This window comes from Phaeobacter sp. HF9A, from assembly GCF_011806385.1.
GTDB lineage: Bacteria > Pseudomonadota > Alphaproteobacteria > Rhodobacterales > Rhodobacteraceae > Epibacterium.
In genome coordinates, this window is the sequence record NZ_JAATOX010000031.1 from 1 (window position 1) to 20544 (window position 20544).

20 protein-coding genes and 1 tRNA gene are annotated in these 20544 nt (G+C 54.9%); 14 read left to right on the plus strand and 7 right to left on the minus strand.

Features of this window, described 5'->3' with window-relative positions; genetic code table 11:
• Positions 1-278: 278 nt before the first annotated feature.
• The 7 genes from HCZ87_RS07865 (at position 279) to HCZ87_RS07895 (ending at position 7512) form a co-directional block, all read left to right on the plus strand.
• Positions 279-1118, plus strand: a complete 840-nt coding sequence (locus HCZ87_RS07865) for a flagellar motor protein MotB (RefSeq protein WP_167643209.1) — start codon at positions 279-281, stop codon at positions 1116-1118.
• Between the two features lie 131 nt (positions 1119-1249).
• Positions 1250-2518, plus strand: coding sequence for a flagellar hook protein FlgE (locus HCZ87_RS07870; protein WP_167643210.1), 1269 nt, complete (start codon positions 1250-1252; stop codon positions 2516-2518).
• A gap of 48 nt (positions 2519-2566) precedes the next feature.
• Positions 2567-4015, plus strand: a complete 1449-nt coding sequence (flgK, locus tag HCZ87_RS07875) for a flagellar hook-associated protein FlgK (RefSeq protein ID WP_167643211.1) — start codon at positions 2567-2569, stop codon at positions 4013-4015.
• Positions 4016-4018: 3 nt separating this feature from the next.
• Positions 4019-5026: a flagellin gene (locus tag HCZ87_RS07880; protein WP_167643212.1), complete on the plus strand. Its 1008-nt coding sequence runs from the start codon at positions 4019-4021 to the stop codon at positions 5024-5026.
• Positions 5026-6129: a flagellar basal body P-ring protein FlgI gene (locus HCZ87_RS07885; protein ID WP_167643213.1), complete on the plus strand. Its 1104-nt coding sequence runs from the start codon at positions 5026-5028 to the stop codon at positions 6127-6129. The genes HCZ87_RS07880 and HCZ87_RS07885 overlap by 1 nt, the downstream gene beginning before the upstream one ends.
• A 192-nt stretch (positions 6130-6321) precedes the next feature.
• Positions 6322-6397 (plus strand) — tRNA-Thr (locus HCZ87_RS07890).
• Positions 6398-6546: 149 nt separating this feature from the next.
• The gene (locus HCZ87_RS07895; RefSeq protein WP_167643214.1) at positions 6547-7512 is read left to right on the plus strand and encodes a tyrosine-type recombinase/integrase; all 966 of its coding nucleotides are present in this window, start codon (positions 6547-6549) and stop codon (positions 7510-7512) included.
• Between the two features lie 344 nt (positions 7513-7856).
• Here HCZ87_RS07895 and HCZ87_RS07900 read toward each other — a convergent pair whose 3' ends face one another.
• The 7 genes from HCZ87_RS07900 to HCZ87_RS07930 form a co-directional block, all read right to left on the minus strand.
• On the minus strand, positions 7857-9623 hold the full coding sequence (locus HCZ87_RS07900; RefSeq protein WP_167643215.1) for a response regulator receiver domain: 1767 nt from the start codon (positions 9621-9623) through the stop codon (positions 7857-7859).
• On the minus strand, positions 9616-12603 hold the full coding sequence (locus HCZ87_RS07905; RefSeq protein WP_167643216.1) for an ATP-binding protein: 2988 nt from the start codon (positions 12601-12603) through the stop codon (positions 9616-9618). The genes HCZ87_RS07900 and HCZ87_RS07905 overlap by 8 nt, the downstream gene beginning before the upstream one ends.
• A complete protein-coding gene (locus HCZ87_RS07910) occupies positions 12600-13751 on the minus strand; it encodes a DNA cytosine methyltransferase (protein WP_167643217.1) in 1152 nt (383 codons plus the stop codon). Before HCZ87_RS07910 ends, HCZ87_RS07905 begins: the two co-directional genes overlap by 4 nt.
• Positions 13752-14237: 486 nt before the next feature.
• Complete coding sequence (locus HCZ87_RS07915; protein ID WP_167643218.1) at positions 14238-14474, minus strand: helix-turn-helix domain-containing protein; 237 nt, start codon at positions 14472-14474, stop codon at positions 14238-14240.
• Between the two features lie 59 nt (positions 14475-14533).
• On the minus strand, positions 14534-15007 hold the full coding sequence (locus HCZ87_RS07920; protein ID WP_254868557.1) for a hypothetical protein: 474 nt from the start codon (positions 15005-15007) through the stop codon (positions 14534-14536).
• 50 nt (positions 15008-15057) lie between these two features.
• Entirely contained in the window at positions 15058-15339 is a 282-nt protein-coding gene (locus tag HCZ87_RS07925; protein WP_167643220.1) for a hypothetical protein, read from the minus strand.
• A gap of 156 nt (positions 15340-15495) precedes the next feature.
• Complete coding sequence (locus tag HCZ87_RS07930) at positions 15496-16125, minus strand: S24 family peptidase (protein ID WP_039983241.1); 630 nt, start codon at positions 16123-16125, stop codon at positions 15496-15498.
• Positions 16126-16416: 291 nt separating this feature from the next.
• Here HCZ87_RS07930 and HCZ87_RS07935 point away from each other — a divergent pair, with 291 nt between their 5' ends.
• From HCZ87_RS07935 to HCZ87_RS07965, 7 genes are all read left to right on the plus strand, one after another.
• Positions 16417-16740, plus strand: a complete 324-nt coding sequence (locus HCZ87_RS07935; RefSeq protein ID WP_167643222.1) for a hypothetical protein — start codon at positions 16417-16419, stop codon at positions 16738-16740.
• Positions 16740-17003 (plus strand): hypothetical protein, encoded by a 264-nt coding sequence (locus tag HCZ87_RS07940; protein ID WP_254868558.1) that lies wholly within the window; start codon positions 16740-16742, stop codon positions 17001-17003. Before HCZ87_RS07935 ends, HCZ87_RS07940 begins: the two co-directional genes overlap by 1 nt.
• Before the next feature lie 240 nt (positions 17004-17243).
• Positions 17244-17654, plus strand: coding sequence for a hypothetical protein (locus HCZ87_RS07945; protein WP_254868559.1), 411 nt, complete (start codon positions 17244-17246; stop codon positions 17652-17654).
• Entirely contained in the window at positions 17651-18304 is a 654-nt protein-coding gene (locus tag HCZ87_RS07950) for a hypothetical protein (protein WP_009178021.1), read from the plus strand. The genes HCZ87_RS07945 and HCZ87_RS07950 overlap by 4 nt, the downstream gene beginning before the upstream one ends.
• Before the next feature lie 195 nt (positions 18305-18499).
• Positions 18500-19084: a hypothetical protein gene (locus HCZ87_RS07955; protein ID WP_167643225.1), complete on the plus strand. Its 585-nt coding sequence runs from the start codon at positions 18500-18502 to the stop codon at positions 19082-19084.
• Positions 19081-19809 (plus strand): hypothetical protein, encoded by a 729-nt coding sequence (locus HCZ87_RS07960; protein WP_167643226.1) that lies wholly within the window; start codon positions 19081-19083, stop codon positions 19807-19809. Before HCZ87_RS07955 ends, HCZ87_RS07960 begins: the two co-directional genes overlap by 4 nt.
• 162 nt (positions 19810-19971) lie before the next feature.
• A complete protein-coding gene (locus HCZ87_RS07965) occupies positions 19972-20490 on the plus strand; it encodes an ImmA/IrrE family metallo-endopeptidase (protein WP_167643227.1) in 519 nt (172 codons plus the stop codon).
• Positions 20491-20544: the final 54 nt, after the last annotated feature.

Below are 20544 nucleotides of genomic sequence, written 5' to 3' on the forward strand. Positions count from 1 at the left end.
GTAAAAAACAAAAACCCCAGCAACTCATTGGGTAGGCCCCCCCCCGCCAAGGGAAAAAGGGGGGGAAATTCCCCCCCCCCCCACCCCCCGCCACAAAGGCGACACATTCCCGCCCGGAGCCTGCCGCACCCCCACCTTCGAAAAGCCAGGATGGCCGCACTTTTGCCTTAGAAACCATACGTTTACGCGTGTTACTGGGGCCAATTTTATCTGTTAAGACCTAGTTAAGGATCCGCTCTGTATCCCGGTTTTGGGTGAACAGAAAAGGTGGTGGGAACATGGCTGCTCAAAGCAACGAAGCTCCGGTTATTATCAAGAAGGTCAAGAAAGTCAGTGGCGGCGGCCACCATGGCGGCGCGTGGAAAGTGGCATATGCCGACTTCGTCACGGCGATGATGGCCTTCTTCCTTCTGATGTGGTTGCTGAATGCAACCACCGAAAAACAGCGCAAAGGTCTGGCGGATTATTTCTCTCCCTCCATCCCGCTTGCCCGGGTGTCCGGCGGCGGCAATGGGGCCTTCCAGGGTGACACGATGTTCACCGAGGATGTGAAACCGCAAAACGGGATCGGCGCGACCAAGGAAAACCCGACTGACTCGAGCCGCGCGATGGGCGACACCGGCGTGGCGGACAACCAACAGAACGATGCCGAGGAGGAAGCCAGCTTCCGCCAGATCGCAGAAGAGCTGATGGGCCGCGGTGGCGAGAGCATGGTCAGCATCGACATGGCCCGCCATATCGTGACCCGCGTCACCGACGAAGGTCTGATCATCGAATTGTTCGAAACCAAAGATGCGCGGCTGTTCCAGGACGGCACCGATCATCCGACGCCCCTGATGCGCGATCTGCTGCGGATGGTGGCACGGGTCACCGCGTCCGTGGACAACCACGTGGCAATCAGCGGGCATGTTGCCTCAACCCCGGTTGTGATCGCAAGGAACCCGGTTTGGGCTCTGTCCAACGACCGCGCAAATGAGACCCGTGAACTGCTCGAAGCGGGCGGTATGCAGGCCAAGCGAATCTCCCGCGTGACAGGTCATGCAGACCGGGATCTGGTCTCTGCCAACCCGATGTCGGAACGCAATAACCGCATCGAAATCACGCTCCTGCGGAAGTGAACGCGCCATAAAAGCAAGGCAAATGCGGCTAACAGATAGATTGGATTTTATCTGTTAGCCGCACGTTAAGCACAAGCGCGGTAGTTATTTATTCGAAGACAAAATCAAGATGCAGCAGAAAGGCGTATCTAATGTCCATTTCCTCTTCGCTGAATGCTGGCGTAGCCGGGCTTGCCGCGAACTCCAGCCGACTGGCGTCTATTTCAGACAATATCGCGAACGCGTCGACCGCAGGGTACAAACGCGTCGTAACATCATTTGAATCCATGGTGATTTCGCAATCCGGTGGCACCTATGCCGCTGGCGGTGTGTCGGTCTCCAATTCCCGCATGATCGACGAGCGCAGCTCGCTCATCTCGACAAGCAACGCCACGGACCTCGCCGTGTCCGGCAAGGGGTTCCTGCCCGTCGCGAGCCTCGCCGAGGTGGAGGCCGGTGAAGCGCCTAACATGCTTCTGACCACCACTGGCTCCTTCCGCACCAACGACGAAGGATACCTGACCACAAAATCCGGTCTGGTCCTGTTGGGTTGGCCCGCAAACGCGGACGAGACATTCCCGACCGTTGCACGCGACACCGACGATCCGCTTCAGCCGATCAAATTCGACACCTCGCAGCTGAGCGCCGCCCCCACCACGGCAGTGAGCCTGGGCGTCAACTTGCCGTCTGATAGCGCGGTAACCGGCTCCCCCGGTACTGCTGAGGAAAACACCATCCAGTATTTTGACAACCTGGGTGGCCAGCAGGATCTCGACATTGTCTATACGCCGACCGGCCTTGCAGACAACGAATGGACCATGGAGCTGACCGACGGCGCGACCGGCACCGTGATTGGCGAATACACACTGACGTTCGATGATTCCGCCACTGGTAAAGGCACCCTGATGTCGGTCGCCACAACGACCGGCGGCGCCTATGACGCGACCTCGGGTACGATTATCGTGACGACAGATAGCGGTCCGATCGAAATCGAAATCGGTGTGATGACCCAGCTTTCCGGCGCATTCTCGGCTGCCACTATTGAAAAGGATGGCTATGAAGCTGCCAGCTTCGCCGGCGTCGAAGTCGATGAAGGCGGTTACGTGCATATCCTCTATGAAAACGGCAGCAACCGGATCGTATATCAGATCCCGCTTGCAGACATGCCCAACCCCAACGGCATGAAATCTCTGGACAGCCAGACATTTATGCCGTCGTCGGACAGTGGCGCCTATTATCTGTGGGACGCGGGTTCCGGCCCGACAGGGACCGTGGCCGGATATCGCCAGGAGGAATCCGGCACTGATGTCGCGACCGAGCTGACCTCGATGATCCAGACCCAGCGGGCTTATTCGTCGAATGCAAAGGTCATCCAGACCGTCGATGAAATGCTTCAGGAAACAACCAATATCAAGCGCTGATAAAATCAGCGCTTCCCCCTAACACATAGTCACAGAAGGTGATCCGGGATGTCTCTATCGACCGCCCTCAACAACGCGATGAGCGGCCTCGCGGCGACCAGCAGGTCGACCTCCGTGGTATCCGACAACCTCGCAAATGCACTCACCGAAGGGTATTATCGCCGTAGCTTGGAGCTCAGCTCCAACGGGGCAGCGGGCGGCGTGTCAGTGGGCGGTGTACGCCGCGTCTTGGATCCGGCCCTTCAAAAAAGTGTCCGTGCCGCTGAGGCGAACCATGCTGCGACGTCGGTTACAACTGATTTTTATACCGGCGTCTCGCGGCTGGTAGGGAGCGTGAACGACGGATATTCCGTCGCCCAACGCTTCAACGACTTCGAGTCCGCGCTGATTGAGGCCACCTCGCTGCCCGAATCCGACGCGCGCCTGAATGATCTCGCCATGCAGGCGGAAGAGCTGGCCGTTTCGATCAAGGAAGCCGCAGATGGCGTGTCCACCCTGCGCAACAAGGCAGAAGACACCATCGCTTCGCTGATCGAGGGGTTGGAAAAGGACCTGGAGAACCTCAAAGACACCAACAAGAAAATCCTGGCCGCAGAGATTCGTGGCCAGGATCCCTCCGGGCTGGAAGACCAGCGGGACAATCTGATTGACTCGATCAATGAGGTCATCCCGGTTCAGATCTTCACCCGGGACAACAATCAGGTTGCGCTCTATACCAACTCTGGGATCAAGCTGCTCGATGGCGGGTCCGTGGCGGAGTTCTCCTTTGCCGAGACCTCTATCGTCACCCCCTACATGAGCCTTGCGAATACTCAGCTTTCCGGTCTGGAGATCGACGGCAAACAGATCGATACCTCGATCAATGGCAAGATCGGCGGCGGTAGTCTGGCGGCGCAATTTCACGTGCGGGATGTCGCCGCAGTCGAAGCACAACAAGATCTGGATACCATGGCCGGGGATCTTATCCTGCGCTTCCAGGACCCGTCTGTCGACCCCACGCTGGGGGCAACCGATCCTGGCATCTTCACGGATAAGAACGCCTTCTACGATCCCGCCAATGAGCTGGGCATCGCCAACCGAATTCAGATCAACAGCGTGATTTCTATCGGCGGGAGCGCCGAAACCTGGCGCCTGAGAGACGGGTTGAACGCCGCCACCCTCGGCGAGCGCGGCGATACGACCATCCTCAATAATTACGCAGAAGCCCTGGAAGCGACCAACTCTCTCTCGTCTCCTGGGCTCGGCACAGGTGACTACAGCGCCTATTCGATCGCATCGAATTTGATGACGAATTTCACCCAGCAAAACACCTGGGCGGAACAGGATCTGGCGTATTCATCAGCGATCTACTCCGACATTCGTGCCCGCGAATTGGAACAGGGTGTCGATACCGACTCCGAGCTGCAAATGCTCATGCAAATCGAAACCATTTATGGCGCCAACGCCCGGATGATTAAGGCGATTGACGAAATGATGCAGGAATTGATGGGGCTCTAAACTATGAACGTAACATCCTTTGGTGATATGGCGCAGTTCTTGCTCCTGCGTAATCGGTCAGTGGAACTGAACAAAACCCTCGACACTTTGACCGAGGAAATGAGCACAGGCGTCGCGTCGAACCTGCCTGAGCGGCTCGGCGGTGATCTCGGCTTTGTCGCAGATCTGGAACGCTCGATTTCCAAGCTGGGCAGCTACAAGGTCGCCGCTCAGGAAGCGAGCCTGTTTGCCGCCACCGCACAAAGCTATCTGGAGCGTATCAACGACAATGCGCTCAATCTTGGTGCGGATATCCTGTCCTTGAGCAGCAGCGCAAACGAAACCACTGCGCAAGAGCTGTCCTCGCAGTCGATGACATATCTCAGAGAAGCCGTCTCCAACCTCAACGGCCAGCTCTCCGGTCGCAGCCTGTTTTCTGGAACGGCCACGGAAACCACGCCGCTCGAGAGCGCAGATACGATGATGACCGCTCTGGTCGCCGAGGTTGGTGCGCTCACCGACCCGGATAGTATCGTGACCGCGGTGGACAACTGGTTTTCCAACCCGGCGGGGTTCGACACTGTCATGTACAACGGCTCAACCAGCAGCATGGCTGCGGTGCGCATTGGCCCCAATGAGGAGGTGAATTTCTCTCTCCGGGCGGATGATGACCGTTTCAAACAAGCAATGAAGAGCTTTGCCCTGGGGGCTTTGGCCAGCTCGAATTACCTCAGTGGTCTGTCCACGGTCGAGGCATCGGGACTGGTGGAGCGCGCAGGTGAGCAGATGGTAAACGCCCAGAGCGATCTGACCAACGTGCAGTCTGATCTCGGTTTTATCGAGGCGCGCATTGAAGAGACCCAAACCCGAAATGCAGCAGCCCTGACATCGCTCGGCACCACGCTGAACGATCTTATTCTGTCTGACCCGGCCGAGACGTCCAGCCGGATCAAGGAAGTCGAGTTTCAGCTGGAAGCGCTCTATTCCATTACGGTGCGGTCGTCGAAACTCAATCTGCTGAATTACATGTAATGCGTAAAATTCTCCAAATCCTGATGACCTGCCTGTTGCTGCCAACGCTGGCGCAGGCCAATGCAATTCGCCTCAAGGACCTTGTCGAATTCGACGGGGTCCGGGGCAACGACCTCGTGGGCTACGGTCTGGTTGTCGGCTTGAACGGAACCGGCGACGGGTTGCGAAACTCGCCCTTCACCGAAGAAATCATGACCAACATCCTGGAACGGCTCGGCGTGAACGTCTCGGGCGAACAGTTCCGCCCCAAGAATGTGGCGGCGGTTTTTGTCACCGCCACCCTGCCCCCCTTTGCGCGGGTTGGCGGCACGATTGACGCCTCTGTCTCGGCGATCGGCGATTCCAGCAGCTTGCTGGGCGGGACCCTGATCATGACGCCGCTCAATGCGGCAGACGGGCAGATCTATGCGGTTGCCCAAGGCACAATCCTGGCCGGTGGGACCGTGGCGCAGGGCGATGCTGCGACCGTAACCGAAGGTGTGCCCACCTCAGGTGTCATTCCTTCCGGCGCACGTGTGGAACGGGAGATCGACTTTGATCTGTCTTCGCTGAACTCCATGCGCCTTGCCCTCCGGGAGCCGGATTTCACCACTGCCGGACGGATTGAACAGGCGATCAACAACGAGTTTGGCCGCAATGTCGCGATCATGCGGGATTCCGGGACAGTGGAAATCGACATCACGCGCACCAATTCGCGCTCCACGGCGCATGCGGTCGGGCGTATTGAAAACGTGCTGGTCGAACCTGAACGTAAGGCCCGCGTCGTTGTTGATCAGTCCTCTGGCACGATCGTGATGGGCAGCGATGTACGGATTTCCCGTGTTGCCGTCGCCCAGGGGAACCTCACGCTCCGGGTGGAGGAAGCGCCTCTGGTGTCGCAACCCAACCCCTTCGCCGATGGAGAAACGGTCGTCGTCCCCCGCACCAATGCGCAGATCCAGAACGGGGATGGCATTCAGCTGGCAGAGGTCCAGGAAACCACCTCCCTGTCTGATGTCGTGGCCGGCCTCAACGCCTTGGGCGTGTCCCCCCGGGATATGATCGACATTCTAAAAACCCTGAAAGCCGCAGGCGCGCTGCACGCGGAGTTCGTCGTCCGATAAGAAAAACGCTATCCTCTCAATGGGGATAGCGACCATCGCAGGTGTACCCTTAGCCCCCCTGCGGCGCCAAGCTGCAAAGCTTGGGGAGAGAGTTGGCCGGACCTGTGCCTGCTACAATCCTTCGACCATATACCCGGATCTGATTTTGCCTTGCACGGTTGATATCAACGGTTTAAACGGTCGCCTGTTGATGCCTCAATAGCTCAGCTGGTAGAGCAGGTCCTTCGTAAGGACAAGGTCGGGGGTTCGAGTCCCTCTTGAGGCACCACCAACTCTTTTTATGGTGGTCAAGATTGGTCAAATATCTGCAAAATATGCGTTATTCGCGAGGCCGTGCAACTGTCGCTTGCCTGTGAAGCGTAAAAATGCGCATGTTGTTACGCATATTTTCCGCATTTAGAGCGTGGTGCGTAATTCATGGCGACCTTTCGCAAAACCAAGACGGGCTGGCGGGCCGAAGTGGCAAGAGCAGGCGTTCGCGCCAGCAAGGTGTTTCCTTCCAAGAGAGAAGCTCAAGACTGGGCCAGCCGCAAAGAATATGAGATCCTGAACGGGGCGAAGATCTCTGCCAAGATGAAGTTACGCGATCTCTTTGAACGGTACGCCCGTGAGGTGAGCTCGAAGAAGCGCGGCTATAAGTGGGAAGCGCTTCGCTTGAACCGATGGGGCCAATCCGATCTTGCCGACAAGACCCTCTCCGAACTCTCGCCTGCAGATTTCGCCGCGTGGCGTGACGCCCGGTTGCAAAAAGTGGCGCCCTCAACAGTGCGGAGAGAAATGACCCTCATGGGGTCTGTGTTCTCCGTAGCTCGGCGGGAATGGGGATTGATGGGAGATTCGCCCCTAACCGATGTTCGTAAGCCGCAAGAGTCAGCTGCGCGGGATCGTTTGCCGACGAGCGCGGAATTGGAGCGCCTTGAACTTTCCGCAGGCAATGATCTCAACAATGCGACGGCGCGCGCGTTTCACGCATTCCTGTTTGCCGGAGAAACCGCAATGCGCGCCGGCGAAATCGTCGGCATGAAGTGGGAGCATATCGACCTTAAACGCCGGGTTGTGGATCTACCCATGACCAAGAACGGAACGTCACGGCAAGTCCCGCTTTCACGCCGCGCTGTGGAGATGCTGGAGAGGCTACCAGAATTTGATCCTGTATTCGCACTCGATTCGCGGCAGTTAGACGTTCTGTGGCGCAAGGTGAGGGATCGGGCCGCGGTTGACGGGTTAACATTTCACGACTCACGACATTGGGCGATCACGATGCTAGCCAAGAAACTTGATGTGATGGATCTGGCGCGGATGGTGGGCCATCGAAACGTGAACCAACTTCTTACCTACTACAACGAGAGCGCCGAAGATCTTGCGAAGCGGCTTGATAAATGATCGAAGGTTGCTGCATCGATCATTTATCGTGCGAAGGAAGCGGTTGCGGTCACATGTATTCGGTACCCGTGTACGCGTCGTGATGTTACTCCATATAGTAACGAATACTGGTAGAGCACCTATCGATCCATTTGCGGCGCTCTACTCAAGGGTCAGCTAGGCGCAGATAGCTGACCCTGCAAAACTGCAAACTATTGCTATCTTTCACGGCAACCCCGGTGCGGTTCAGACATTCGTCATTTGCTCCAGTTTCTGAAACTGTAGCCCACTCTACGCAGATCCGCTCCGGCCTCTACTGGGAGTGGCCATCGAGGATAAAAGTGCCTGATTCAAATTACCGGTACCTAACCACCTGCGAAGTCCAACCCAATTCTAGTGACCGCGCCTCCAAGGCGCTGCACGAGATTTTGAGCGTACTCGTACCTAAGCTGATAACGGACCTCGCATTGATGGTTAGTCATTCCAAAAGCGTCGGCGTCATGGTTCATTTCAGAGCGTGAAGCATTGAACTTGTAACCTTCATCAAAGACACCCCGATTGTCCGCATAGAACACCTCTGTCTCAGGCATCGCATCGGGGCTGGATACAATCTCGAACACCGAAACGCCGTCCTCTGAGTTGAAGAACAGGTACCGGTTACTCTGAACATTATCAGGCAGTTTGTTTGACTTTCTCTCGTGAAGCTTTAGCGCTGTGAACCTAAGCCGGCTCCCATGTAAGCTGATATTCTTTTGGGAAATTTGCGCCGGGACTGTGTCACACAACGGCGAAACGCAAATCCAAGTATCTCCTGCGGCGTCAAAGATATGGCCTGTCTGAATATGCCACCCGCCAACGTCATCACTGCAAACCAGGGCGTTGTGAAAAAGTTGTGCCCTCTTCAGTTGTTCAGCCTTGCTCAGGTCAACCTGATAGTGATTTCTCACCACCGCGATGTTATCCGCCTCGTTTTCTTGCCTTTGAGACTCAACAAGCCTTTCAGCAAACAATCGCACTCCTGGGAGCACTTCGGAGATCATCGACTCAATATGACGCCTTACCGTGCGATCAATTGTCGTCTTACGGTTTTCTTGGCTAGAAAGCAGCAGTTCTTTGAACCAAAGTGCGGACGAATGGTTGTCTGCAAGCGCCCGATCCTGCATTTCGACGCCCTGATTTTCGATATCTGCTGACATTTTAGCAAGCAGAAGTCGCGATGGCCTTGGTTTCCAATCAGCCAATGCGGCTCGTAGAGCGTCTAATAGCGGCTCTTTTGATTGCTTGGATGAAAATGTGATGAAACCTCTGTCTGAACGTATCCACTTCACGTTGCCAGAGTCACGAAAGCTCGACACACGACAGTTCTCCTGGCTCAATTGGTCAGCAACACTATCTTGGTAAGAAAGAACTGCCGACATCGCCATCACGAGCCAATACTTCTTGTGCAGATCTATGTCTGCAAACAACTTGTTTAGCGAAGCAAACTCGGCCTGCCCGGACATAACCTTTCGGATGTTTTTACAGTCAGCGACGACCGAAGCATATTGTCGAAAACCAGCGGCCGCGCTGAGTTGATCAGAAAAATTATATGGAAGTTTCGTTTCCTCGTATGCCTCTTCAAGCTTGGCTTCAGCTTCTTCAGACAGTGCAGGCAAGCGATCGCTTTCAAGAAGGCCGATCAAAAAGCTTTCAAACACTTCGTCGAGGTTCTTATTGGTGTTAACGATGATCAGATTGAAGTGGTCGCTAGCGAAGAGTTTACGTGCGATCCGAAGAGAGCGTGTGTGGTCTTCGGCATTATCTGGATCAAGCTGATAATCTAATACCAGGAGATCAGTTTGGTGAAGGTGTGCCGCCCCGTCGACTTCCTCATCGTCAGTAAGATTCTGAGCGTCATGTATGTCGAGGATATACTTTTTTTCCTTAGACCGGAATTCGCTCACAACATCGATAACTTGTTGTGGGTCTCTGACCCATTCCTTTTGTTTCGGCTCTACAGCATCGGCGCTTTCGCTTTTTGCGTTGGCGCCTAGGACTTCTTCAATCGTTGGATAGTCGTCATCAACAATCACTACAGAGCGGATTGGATCAATAAATGCTTCTTCGATGAAACTCTGAAAATCTTCAGCCATTCTCGAACTCGGCTCCATTCAAAACGATCAAAAAATTTGCACCAGAGAGCAGCTGACTTGCGGCGTCCCCGGAATATGAAATGGAATGCCCACCAGAGATCAGATTTGCCTTCGCGAGGTAGAGACCCACGCCACGCCCGCCCTGAATCTTTCTTGTGAAGAACAGCTTAAAGAGGTTGTCGACGTCTTCAGGCGCAACACCCGGGCCACTATCTGCTACCACAACTTTCTCCGACGCTACGTCGAACAAAATCTCACGGTGCTCGTTGTTGCTTGTACCGACCCAGTAGATGCTGTTGTTCACTAGGTTGATGAAAACTGGAAGCAGCCTGGAAGGTTGATCAAAAACCCTAAAATTTCGAAAAGCCTCGGTTGACTTTAGCTCAATGCGGTTCTTTGTCAGGCTCGGCCCGAAAAAGTCTTGAATGTAGTCGCGTATTTCAACACCGGTGATCCACTTCTCCACCTTGAGCCCGGACAGCCTAAGTGGCGACAGAAAGCGGAGTTGGTCGGTGAGGCCTTCGTATCCGAGCGTTATGTCTCGTACAGCTTTGGTTTCCGACAGTTCGTCCGGTAAGGCCCTAAGGCCCGCGGCAATTATGTCATCAAAGTCTTGAAGGTCGTGACCGGTGATTTCCACAGCTATCCCGAGTTGGGCTAGGCTATTCAGTCGATCAAGCTCGGCTCTTGCTTCAGCCAGTTCTTCCATCCCACGGGTAGCGAGATGTTCAAGATCGATGCTTTCCTTTAGCCCTTCTAGCGCACGCACGTATGGTTCAAATATATCCTCATTTTCCTCAGAAATGTTGCGATCCAGAGTTGTGAGTTTGGTAGATGCGGATTGAAAAGTCTCGCGTTCAGCTTTGAAGAGCTGAAGCACCGCCTCGGCCTCGTCTTTGAACAGTGCTTTTCGTTGGTCCGAGAGTTCTGAAATGCGTTTGAATTCATCAGTTTGAAGTGAACGCACGAGCTTCTGCCAGTGATTTACGCGAGCTGAAATTCGGTTGCGTGACTTTTCAAGCTGGCTCTCGAGGACTGACAGCGGGTCGGATGGGCGGAACTTCTCGACTGCCTCATCGACAGCCTTGGAAACTGTAGTATAAAGCTGCCGTGCACGAGCAGCCTGAGATCTGTATGTCGCGTAGTTTTTCCTCTGTCGAGGCGACATGGAACGTGGCGCGCCAGGAATAGTTGCTGACGGTAGGTGATCTCGAAATGATGAAATCAGTTCCTGCTTCTCTGCGATTTCAGCATCGCTTGTGATGCTAAGATTTTGGGCGGCACCCTCTAGTTGCTCAACCAAGATTGGAAGGTTTGTAAGGCCTTCCTTCAAGTTTCGGGCAAACGTTCGTTTGTTCTTTGCTCTTAACTTTTCTTGGTTCTGAGCATCGCGCTCTTGCTTTTTCGTTTCCTTAACTTCCGGCAGAACCTCTTTCCTAACCGGCGCGTCGGTACCAAAGTACTTTCGAGCCGACTGCATAAGTAAGTTCACACCGATGTCGCGCAAAGCCTTTGCAGACCTGTTGTCAATGAACCCTTCGCGGCCAGCCTTGTCCTTTAAGTTTGGATTGCCTTCACGGGTCGTTGCAATTCGGCCGAACATTTGGCGGTGGTTCCAAAATTCACGACCTGCGTTTCTCGAACGTCTTTCGTCCATTTCAAAGAAATCATTGTCGCTCCTGCCATATGGCAAGACACGCAATCCATCTCTAAATACCATGAAGCCACTATAGATGCCGGCCATTTCCTTGAACCTGTCGTGCTCGGCTTTCTCGTGCGTCGAATTCATGTAGTCGAATTCAATCGCTGAGATGTATATTTCGAAAGGGCCTAATCTAGTATCAGAGCGGGTAGGAACCTCGATGTTTGAAGCAGGCAGAATTTTCACTTCGTCTGGCAACCAGCTTCCAAATACCTTCACGCGACCGCGAAAAACGCCTTCCTCGTCAACTTCACCGTCTATACAGTGCTCCATTTTGGACACTTGGTGCCGTGATATACCGATGTCCCTTCCAATGATTTTTCTACTCTTGTCATCATTCCAGACTCGGACATGGTATCCAAAATTTTCAAAGAAATCCGGTATATTTTCAGCGTTTGCGTCAATGTAAGGGTCTACAAAGCTAGCTAGTGTTTCGCGGAAGTTTTTTCGGGTTCTCTCTTCGGTTGGTTTTAGTTTTCCGTCCAACAGCTGAGCCCGCAGGTCGTAATTGATCCCTGATACAATCAAAGCTGTACCACTGTCCGAATCTTCTTGCGCAACAGTCCACCCAGATAGGTGATCCAAGGAGAAGTTGAGCTCACGTATACTATGAATAATCGCCTTCGAAGTCACGCCACCAACCCGTTCAGGCAGATTGTCAAAATCAACCCAAGCTCGAGCAATTCTATCTGCGTTGGCCCGTTGTTCGGCGCTCGCTTCGTCGGTGAGCGATGACTTCAGCGGTTCGATGTTCTGGACGAGTTCTTCAATCATGCTTGGCAAGCGTTCGAATGCTTGGCAAAGATCAGAAACTTCGACGGTCGGAAAGAAGATGTCAGCAAGATTCAGGTAGGGATTTTCGAACAACCGCCAATCGATCAAGGACGTAACGAACTCCTCGTTTGATCGTTTGGAGATCAGGAGCAATGTCGGTCCAAGGTTCGCGCAAGAGAGCCGGCCAATGCCTTTCTGGCCTTGCTTCACTCGTTCCTGCAGCCCCTTTCGGTCTCTAATCGGGACTCGATCAGAGGTCGCTTTAGACTCCGTTCCAATAACCAGCCAACGATCTTGAAACTCCTCCAAGTTCATCCCGTGGCCATTGTCGGACACAACAGCTACTGGCGATTTGCCATCGAAGATGTCCAGGGCAACATCTGTGGCATATGCATCAAAAGCATTTTTCCAGAGCTCTGAAATAGCCGTAGGGCAGTCCGCAACTTGCTCGCGACCTAAGTGATCGACCGTTCTTGCTCTAGTTTTAAAGCCTGAACGCCTCATAAGTTGGGTTCCTTGAGGAACGCCCCACTCACATCAACCTCTCCCAAGTTTAAATCCTCAAATAGTTGTTTTATAATGATTTCTGCCATTTTGACTGGAACTGCATTGCCAATCTGTTTCCCAGCAGCCGTTAAGCCGCCTTCAAAGACAAAACTGTCGGGGAAGGTTTGGATTCTAGCGGCCTGACGGACAGTGATCCCATGATGCTCAGTCGGATGCACAAACCTACCCTTAGATGGGTTTATGCAAGCCGTTGTCATTGTCGGGGCTGGCAACCTTGAATCTATACGGCCATACACGTCTTTGTGGCCATCGTGGTCCTTGTGACAAGGGAGGGTTCGGCCCGAATCTCGTCTCGAGCCACCATTTAATGGGGTGTTCTTAAACGCTTTGATTAATTCGTCATTATGCTTCATATGTAAATCATTAGGATCGCCGCAAGGCGCTGAAACAAAAGCACTTTCACAAGAAATCCATCTTTTCAAAGGGTCGCCATTTATTTCAGTGTGTGTTGGGGGTGGCGGCCAATCCAAATCGGCTACTAGATCTCCTTCTCGTACACCTAGTATAAAGACCCGCTTCCTTCGTTGCGGCACGCCAAAATCTCGGGCATCTAAAGTCACTGGATCAAGGATTGTGTAACCTTCGCGAGCTCCAAGTTCGTAAAATTTTTCCAAATATTCGCTATGCCTTGGCCAAAGTAAACCTGGCACATTTTCCATCAGAAAAGCTTTGGGGCGCAGCGATCTGACGAAGTCAAAGTATCTGTAAATTAAAGAATTACGGGGATCGCCGACGCCCGCGTCCTTTATTCTATGAGTAGAGAAACCTTGGCAAGGTGGTCCACCCAAGAGTAAATCACATTCTGCACCATTGTTGAAATGTGCTTTTGCCAACTTTTCTGGATCAAGCGTAAGAATGTCCTCTGTGTAGAGTGTAGTCTTCCCAGCTTCACAGAAGTTTTTTCGGTAGGTTCTTGCGGCAAATTTGTCGAACTCAACTGCAAAAGTAACCTGAGCACCCGCGTTGCGTGCCCCTAAAGAAAAGCCTCCTGCACCAGCGAACAAATCTACTACTTGTGGCACACAGCGTTGCACTGTTGCAGCCACACTCAGCGCGGTATCTGGATTGGTATGCTCTAACCTCATTATGATGGTCTTCTTTGTGTACACCACTAGCTGCAAGCTCACTCCAACGAGGAGGCGCATATTTTATATTTTCTGAACGATAACCCTCTCAGCTGACTTGAACAACCACATGATGAACAATCTTCCTTTGGTCGCAAACACATCGTCAGATGAAGCAATGCTCAAACGCCCAATTGTAACGATTAGCTATCGTTGATTGGTCTGCTCAAGTGCAAATGGACTGCTACTGCATGTTGGCAGCGAGGGTCTTCTCTCGTCCGCTTGTTTGAAGGCTTCCGTACTAGGATTGCACAGATCGTGTCCGCTCCGGGACGCCTGCCGCCAGATACCAATGCGACGTACGCGAGGGCAGTCTCCAGCACGCGTAGTCCTTACTGGTTAGAGAATGCAAATCGGCGATAAAACCTGCCCGCCATAGCTGATAGGCTGGCCATGAACAGCGTTGATGCAGAGAGGTTTCGGTCTTCGCTTTTTGCCACAGTCTGATTAGCTAAGCTGCACCCGACGGGTCTTGCCGCTTCCGCTGGCTTTCAGTTCTCCGCTATTGATCTTGCGCCTAATGGTCGACGGGTCGCATTTCAAGATGCGCGCAGCCTCTGGGATGGAAAGCCAGTCCTCACGACGCGACAGCTCTGCCGATGCAAGCAGCTTTTCGATCTTGGCGAGACGATCAATGAGGTCGCTGAGCGCGCCAGCATCAACCGCGATGAGTTGTTGGGTCATATGCTATCCTTCATTGCTGCGGGAGCAATCATTTCATTTGGTGTGTATGTGAGTGGTGGTCAGCGCGTTGTTGGCGCCAAGGATTGGCCGTTGTATGGGCAATCCGGGCGGCCATCGCTGGCGCGGCGGGGTGCGCGCGCAGAGGCGGTTTTGATCCAGAGGCTCAGCGCGCTTTGGCGGGATGTGCCAGTGCATTGGATGCCCATCAGGTCCACAAGCCAGAGCGCCTCGTCATAGATCCACGCATCTGACATGGGCGCAGTGATGCATCCGCCGAGATCCGCGAATTGCTCGGACCTCTGATGCATCGGTGTCGCCCGGAGTGTTTCCGTCGCGGCATAGAGCGCTAGGGTGTTGATTGAGGTGGATGATGCGCGGGCGGTGGGCAACTTGGAGGATTGAGCCGCCCGCGCCTGATCCGCACCAGACGTGTGGTGCGAAACCTCGGTGTTGGGTACGCCGCGCAATCCTCCAACGCGGCGCAGGTGTTCAGTGACCTTAGACGGGCGGAGCCCGTGGGGGTCGTCCACCATGGGTTCGGAACCTTGAGAGATAGGGTTTGTCATTGCGGGTGCGCCTCGCCTTACGCCGCATGGGGGCCATGCGGAGTAATCTGGCGATCTGCCATGACGCGACGAACCTTCTGGCCGACGCGATCGAGGACCTGCTCGGTCGGTTCCGGCGTCGGCGCCGGGCGCTCGACCAGATGCGCAGCGCGCAGGCGCACTGGGTCAAAACCCTGGCCGCGCGCGGCCTTCAGTGTTGCCCATGCAGTTGTGAAGAGGTGCGGGCTGTCGAGGTGTTCCTCGGGTGAGCCTGCGATCTGCTGCGCGTCCCGCAGCACGGTTTCCAGTCTGTCTTGCATTCAATCCTCCATCGGTTGATGGGAGATTGATAAATGGGGACAATATTCCCTGTCAACGAGAAATGGGGATATTTGTCCCGAAAATGTGCGCGCGACACCCCATCCCCTTTGCTCAAAGGGAGATTCGGGAAGCGTAGAATTTCTATGAGAGTTAGCTTAGAGCCTTCTGGCGAGGTCTGACGGCCAGTGTAGGCGAACGCGTGCAGCCCACTTGAGCCGAGTATTCCAGATATTGTTCGCGCCCGGATTCAAGCTGATCAGATGGAAAAGGCCGGGTTCATCTCCCGCTTTCACCTGCTTCACCCACCCCATGCCTTCTTCATCTTCACACACACATCGATGCCCGATGACATCACTAGGCACACTGTCATGACCATTTCGCGAATAAAATAGAAGGTCACCTGCCGAATACACAGGCTCCATGCTATCACCTTCAACCTCAACAGCGACTACGCCACTGGGAGAGAGTCCTGGTGGGCAAATTACCTGCGGCCCGTCGCCCTTTGCATATGCGTCAAATACAGGGACGGAAGCACCGGCACCTACCTTGCCTGCGATGGCGATGGTGGGCGTTCCTTCGAATTCACCAGCCATAAAGCTCTCAAGTGAGATGCCAAGAGCGGCGGCTATGCGAAGTGCATCTTCAGCATTGGTGCTCTGGGTTTTGCCCTGGTTGATTTTCTTGAGCTGCTCATACGAAACCCCAGCCTTTTCGGCCAGTTTTCGCATCGATAGCCCAGATGCTGACATGGCCCCATTGAGCGCTTCTCGGAATGATAAAGGCATGTGGAGACAATAGTCCCGCAATTCCTTTATCGATAGGAGATGATTGTCCCTTGCGTGATGGGGATTATAGTCCCTATATGGTGGCATGATGAATGCTCAGCTTATTTCTGAAATTGAGTGCTATGCGGCTGAAAGGCACGTTGCACCAGCCACCGTTACAAGTCGCGCGGTTGGAAACAGTCGGCTCTATCGCCGTTTGAAGGACGGGAAAAGCTGCACGCTTTCCGTCGCCGAGAGGTTGCGTAAGTACATGGCTGATAATCCGCCATCCAGCGAGGGAGATCTCGCCGCATGAGCCGCCCGCGTCTAACCCTGATCGTGAACAATGATGTGCCATGCGATGAGCGTTGCACGTCTGCTGACCAAGCGTCTTGGTCAAATCAGTTGGACCCCTATGCGCTGAAGGTCAGCGCGCCTGACCTTTGGTCGGCCTATTTCCACGCGCGGTTTCATAGCCCGCGCGAGGTGGCGCTGTTTTGCGATGTGTCATTTCAGACCGCGCTCAACTGGTGGGGTGCGGTGACAGCACCTGCCAGCCATACTGCCTTGCTGATGATCCTCACTGATCCAAGCGCGGCGGCATTCTTTCAGGATCAATTGGCGAGGGCCGCATGATGTTGCAGAGATCCTCACCCCGTATCGAACGGATCGCCTATCAGATCTGGTGGCTAATCCAAGACAGCGCCGGGGAATGCACCCTGCGGGATATGGCCGAATTTACCGAGGCCTCGATGCAGACCTGCTCTCAGATCTGCCGCTATCGGGGCTGGGCCGGGTCCTACCGCAAAATGGCGCGGAGCAACGCGCTGGATAACGGCCCACTGATGATCGAGGCGCTGGATAGCGAGCTGTCAGCCCTGTTCGGGGAGGCGGCCTGATGTTGTGCGCAACAGGGGGCCGCTATGGCGCTTGATCCAGTTCGAGATGCGCGCGGCGCACCGCGCTACCGCTGCATTTGCGATGACTGCGGGCGCGAGGACACGGTCGCGGCCCGCCATGGGCGGGATGGCAGCGACGGGCACGGCCAGGCGGTGTCCAAAATTCAACGGTTGGGGTGGTCCTACATCGGCAAACGGCTGCGGTGCGGCACCTGTGAGGCAAAAAGAAAGGTGGAGAAAATGGCAGCAAAAACAGAGCAGAAAACACCTGCCGAAACGGCCCCGCGTGAACCGACGCGGGTGCAAAAGCGCGAGATCATGGAAATCCTAAGCGAGGTCTATGATCATGATCGGCAGTGCTACTGCGGTGGCGAAACTGATGACACGGTGGCCAAGGTGCTGAATGTCATGCCGGGCTGGGTCGCGGGCATTCGGGATGAGTTCTTTGGGCCGGGTGGCAGCAATGACGACATGGCCGCCCTTGGCGATGAAATCCGCAAGTTCATGCAGGACACGCAAGCGCGCCTGACCGCCGCGAAATTGGAGGTGGAGAGCCTGGAGGCTGTGATCTGTCGCGTGTCCTCGATGTCCAAGACGCTGGATCAGATCAAAGATGCTGTTGGCCCGCGTAACCTGGTGAGGGTCAAATGACACAGGTTGCGCAGGTCAAGCTGGTGGAGGCCTCGGATCTGCCAGAATACCCGATCTCGGCAGAAAGCCGGTTGGACTCGCATTACTTCATGCCGTTCAACCATGATCGCTATGACCGCAGTGATTTTCGGCGCAAGGCCTACCGCGACCCGGAAGTCGGCTTTTTCGGTATGGAGCTGTTCTTCAAGTCGCATGGTGAGGCCCCCTTGGGAACCTTGCCCAGCGACGACGACAGTTTGGCCTTTCTGCTGGGGTTGCCGCTGGAGCGGTGGATCTCGCTCAAAGAGCGGGCGTTTAACCCGCTCTATAACTGGCACCCGGTGCGCTGTGACAATGGCGCAATTCGACTCGCACATCCGGTGGTGCAAGAGGTGATGGAGGCCGCGCTGCGCGGTCATCTGGAGCACAAGGCCAGCAATGAAGACAAGGCGGTCTACGCACGGCGAAAACGGCTGATCGAGGTTCTGCGCGACATCGGCTGCAGTGAGGATCTGTGTTCCGATGAGCTGGCCGTGGCTTGGGTGGATGACTGGCTACTCAAACACCACCCCGGTCAGAGGCGCATGCCGCAGTTCCAAGCCTCCATCGGGCGTGCTCTCAAAGAGGCCGTATCTGAGGGCATTGTGGGTCGTCCACGCCGCGCTCCCTGAAATCATTGAAGAAATCTGGCCACCTGTGGGCGGAACAGAACGGAACATACCAGAACAGTTCCGAACAGAATGGAACAGTTCCAGACATAAGAGAGGAAATGAAATGAGAGAATATGAAATGAGATTTCGTTCCGCTCCCACTCGGGCCGAGCAACCTGTGGATATGTCGGAACGCTGAGAAGAAGAGGTGCAGGAATGGATGCGAAAGAACAGGCAGCCGGTGAGGCGCGGGTGCAGGATTTGTTGATTACGCCGCTGGAGGCGTTGGGGCTGGCGCGGCCTTCCACGCTGACCAAGGCGCAGTTTGCGGTGATGCTCCGTGAGTTGCGCCAGAAGCTGGCGTATATGACCCCGGCCAGCCTTGCGATCTTGCGGGATTGGGTTGAGGCGCACCCGGGCGGCAAGGATAAGGATCGATTTCCGATTGGGCTCAAGATCCTGAACAAGGCGCGCGATATCCAGTTCCCGGACAGCGGGCCTTCGCCGTTGTTGTTGAAAGCCTTTACAGACGAACTTGGACATAAGGCACTTGCCGAGGGCTGGGCACCGGAGTTGCTGCGCTATTTGCGTGGTGCGCGCGTCTGGCCGGGGCCGTACACCATCACCCAGATCCGTAATGAAGCGGATGGGGCGGTGCGCCGTATGGCGGATATTGAGATGCGCGTTGGCCGTGGGGATCGGTTGTCGATGGAGGATGAGAGCTTTCGCGCGCGCCGGGCTGAAGCGCTGCAGAAATGCCGGGAGATTGCAGACCAGGCGCAGCGGGGTGCAGCAGCATGAGCGAGCATGTTGTGATCGTCGCCTCTGATGGCGTGGCGGATCTGACCCCGGTGGCAAAGTTCATGGCAGCGCGCCAGCTGCGCCTGAAGGCGGAGGCGGATCGCATCGAGGCGGTGAAAGCACAGGGTCATGTTCCTGAGGTCTGCGGTGATGCCATCCCCGAGGCACCGGCCCGGGGAGCTATTCGTGTATTCCAACCGATGAGCCTGTTTCCTGATGGCGAAAACGACTGGAAAGCCCGCCCCTCTGGCTATCGTGGCCGGTCGGCCATGCAGCGAGCTGACGTCTTCGACGTGATGGCGGCAAAGGCGGCCAGCAACGGCAAGCCCGCGCCCTTTACCCGCGCGCAGGTGGCTGCAGGGCGGTATTACCGGGATCTGGTCGAACGCCACGCCTGCGCCGGTGTGCGCTGTTCCTCTGTCGAGGCCATCCGCAGCGGCGGCGGCAGTGGCAGCTTCATTGATGCGGTGCTGCGGGATCGCGAAGAGATCGAACGGATCCGCAGACGCATCGGTACTGGCACTGCCATGGCAGTGCGCAAGATCCGACCGTCCAAACGTGGCTCACGCGTGAACATCACGGATCGGCGGCTCGTGGATATGGTGTGTCTGGAGGACAAGCCGATCAGTGCGGTGCTGCGGGCGCATGGGTGGAGTGTCCGGGGGCAGACCTCTAGAGCATTGCGGCAGGCTTTGGCGGAGGCGTTGGGGCGGATGGGCCAGTGATGTTTGAGATCATCCCAATGCGAACATGACCATCGTTGGCCATCATGACGCTCAAGACGCTTGACGGGATGGAAAGTTTGCTATTGGAACAAAATGGTGATTCTATGAGTTTGTACCTTCTGAAGGCTTCAAATGTGATGGGGGGAACGTATGCCTACTTGTATGCCTACTTACAGTAATCCCACTCCCACTAATTGGTATAAGGGGAGGGTTGAGGAGTTTGCTGAGCAGGTTCGTAGTCAACTCGGTTACGAAACGGGAAGCTCATTGAAGGAAATGCTATCAAGTCACGGGGCAAACATCTCATACACTGCGTCTAGTTTTGACGACCATGAGAGCGGCTCATTGATCGCCAGAAGCATTGATGACTTTGATATATACCTGTCGCCGAACACGTCTGTGGAGCGCGACAACTTCACCCTTGCTCATGAGCTTGCTCATTTGATTATGCACTTTGACGGTGAGGGCGAGATGCGTGCTACACGCTACGTCACGGATGATCCGATTCAGAAGAGAGCAGAGTGGGAGGCAAATTGGTTCGCGGCAGCGTTTTTGATGCCTGCCGCTGACTTCAAAGAATTTTATCTTAACTCTGATGGCGATCTTAAGTTAGTTGCTGATCACTTTAATGTAAGTATCAGTGCAGCTGATGTACGTGCAAGAGCACTAGATCTCCAGTAATGTAATATTACAAGAGGATGGAGCTTGAAGCATTCATCTCCGAAAAATCTACCT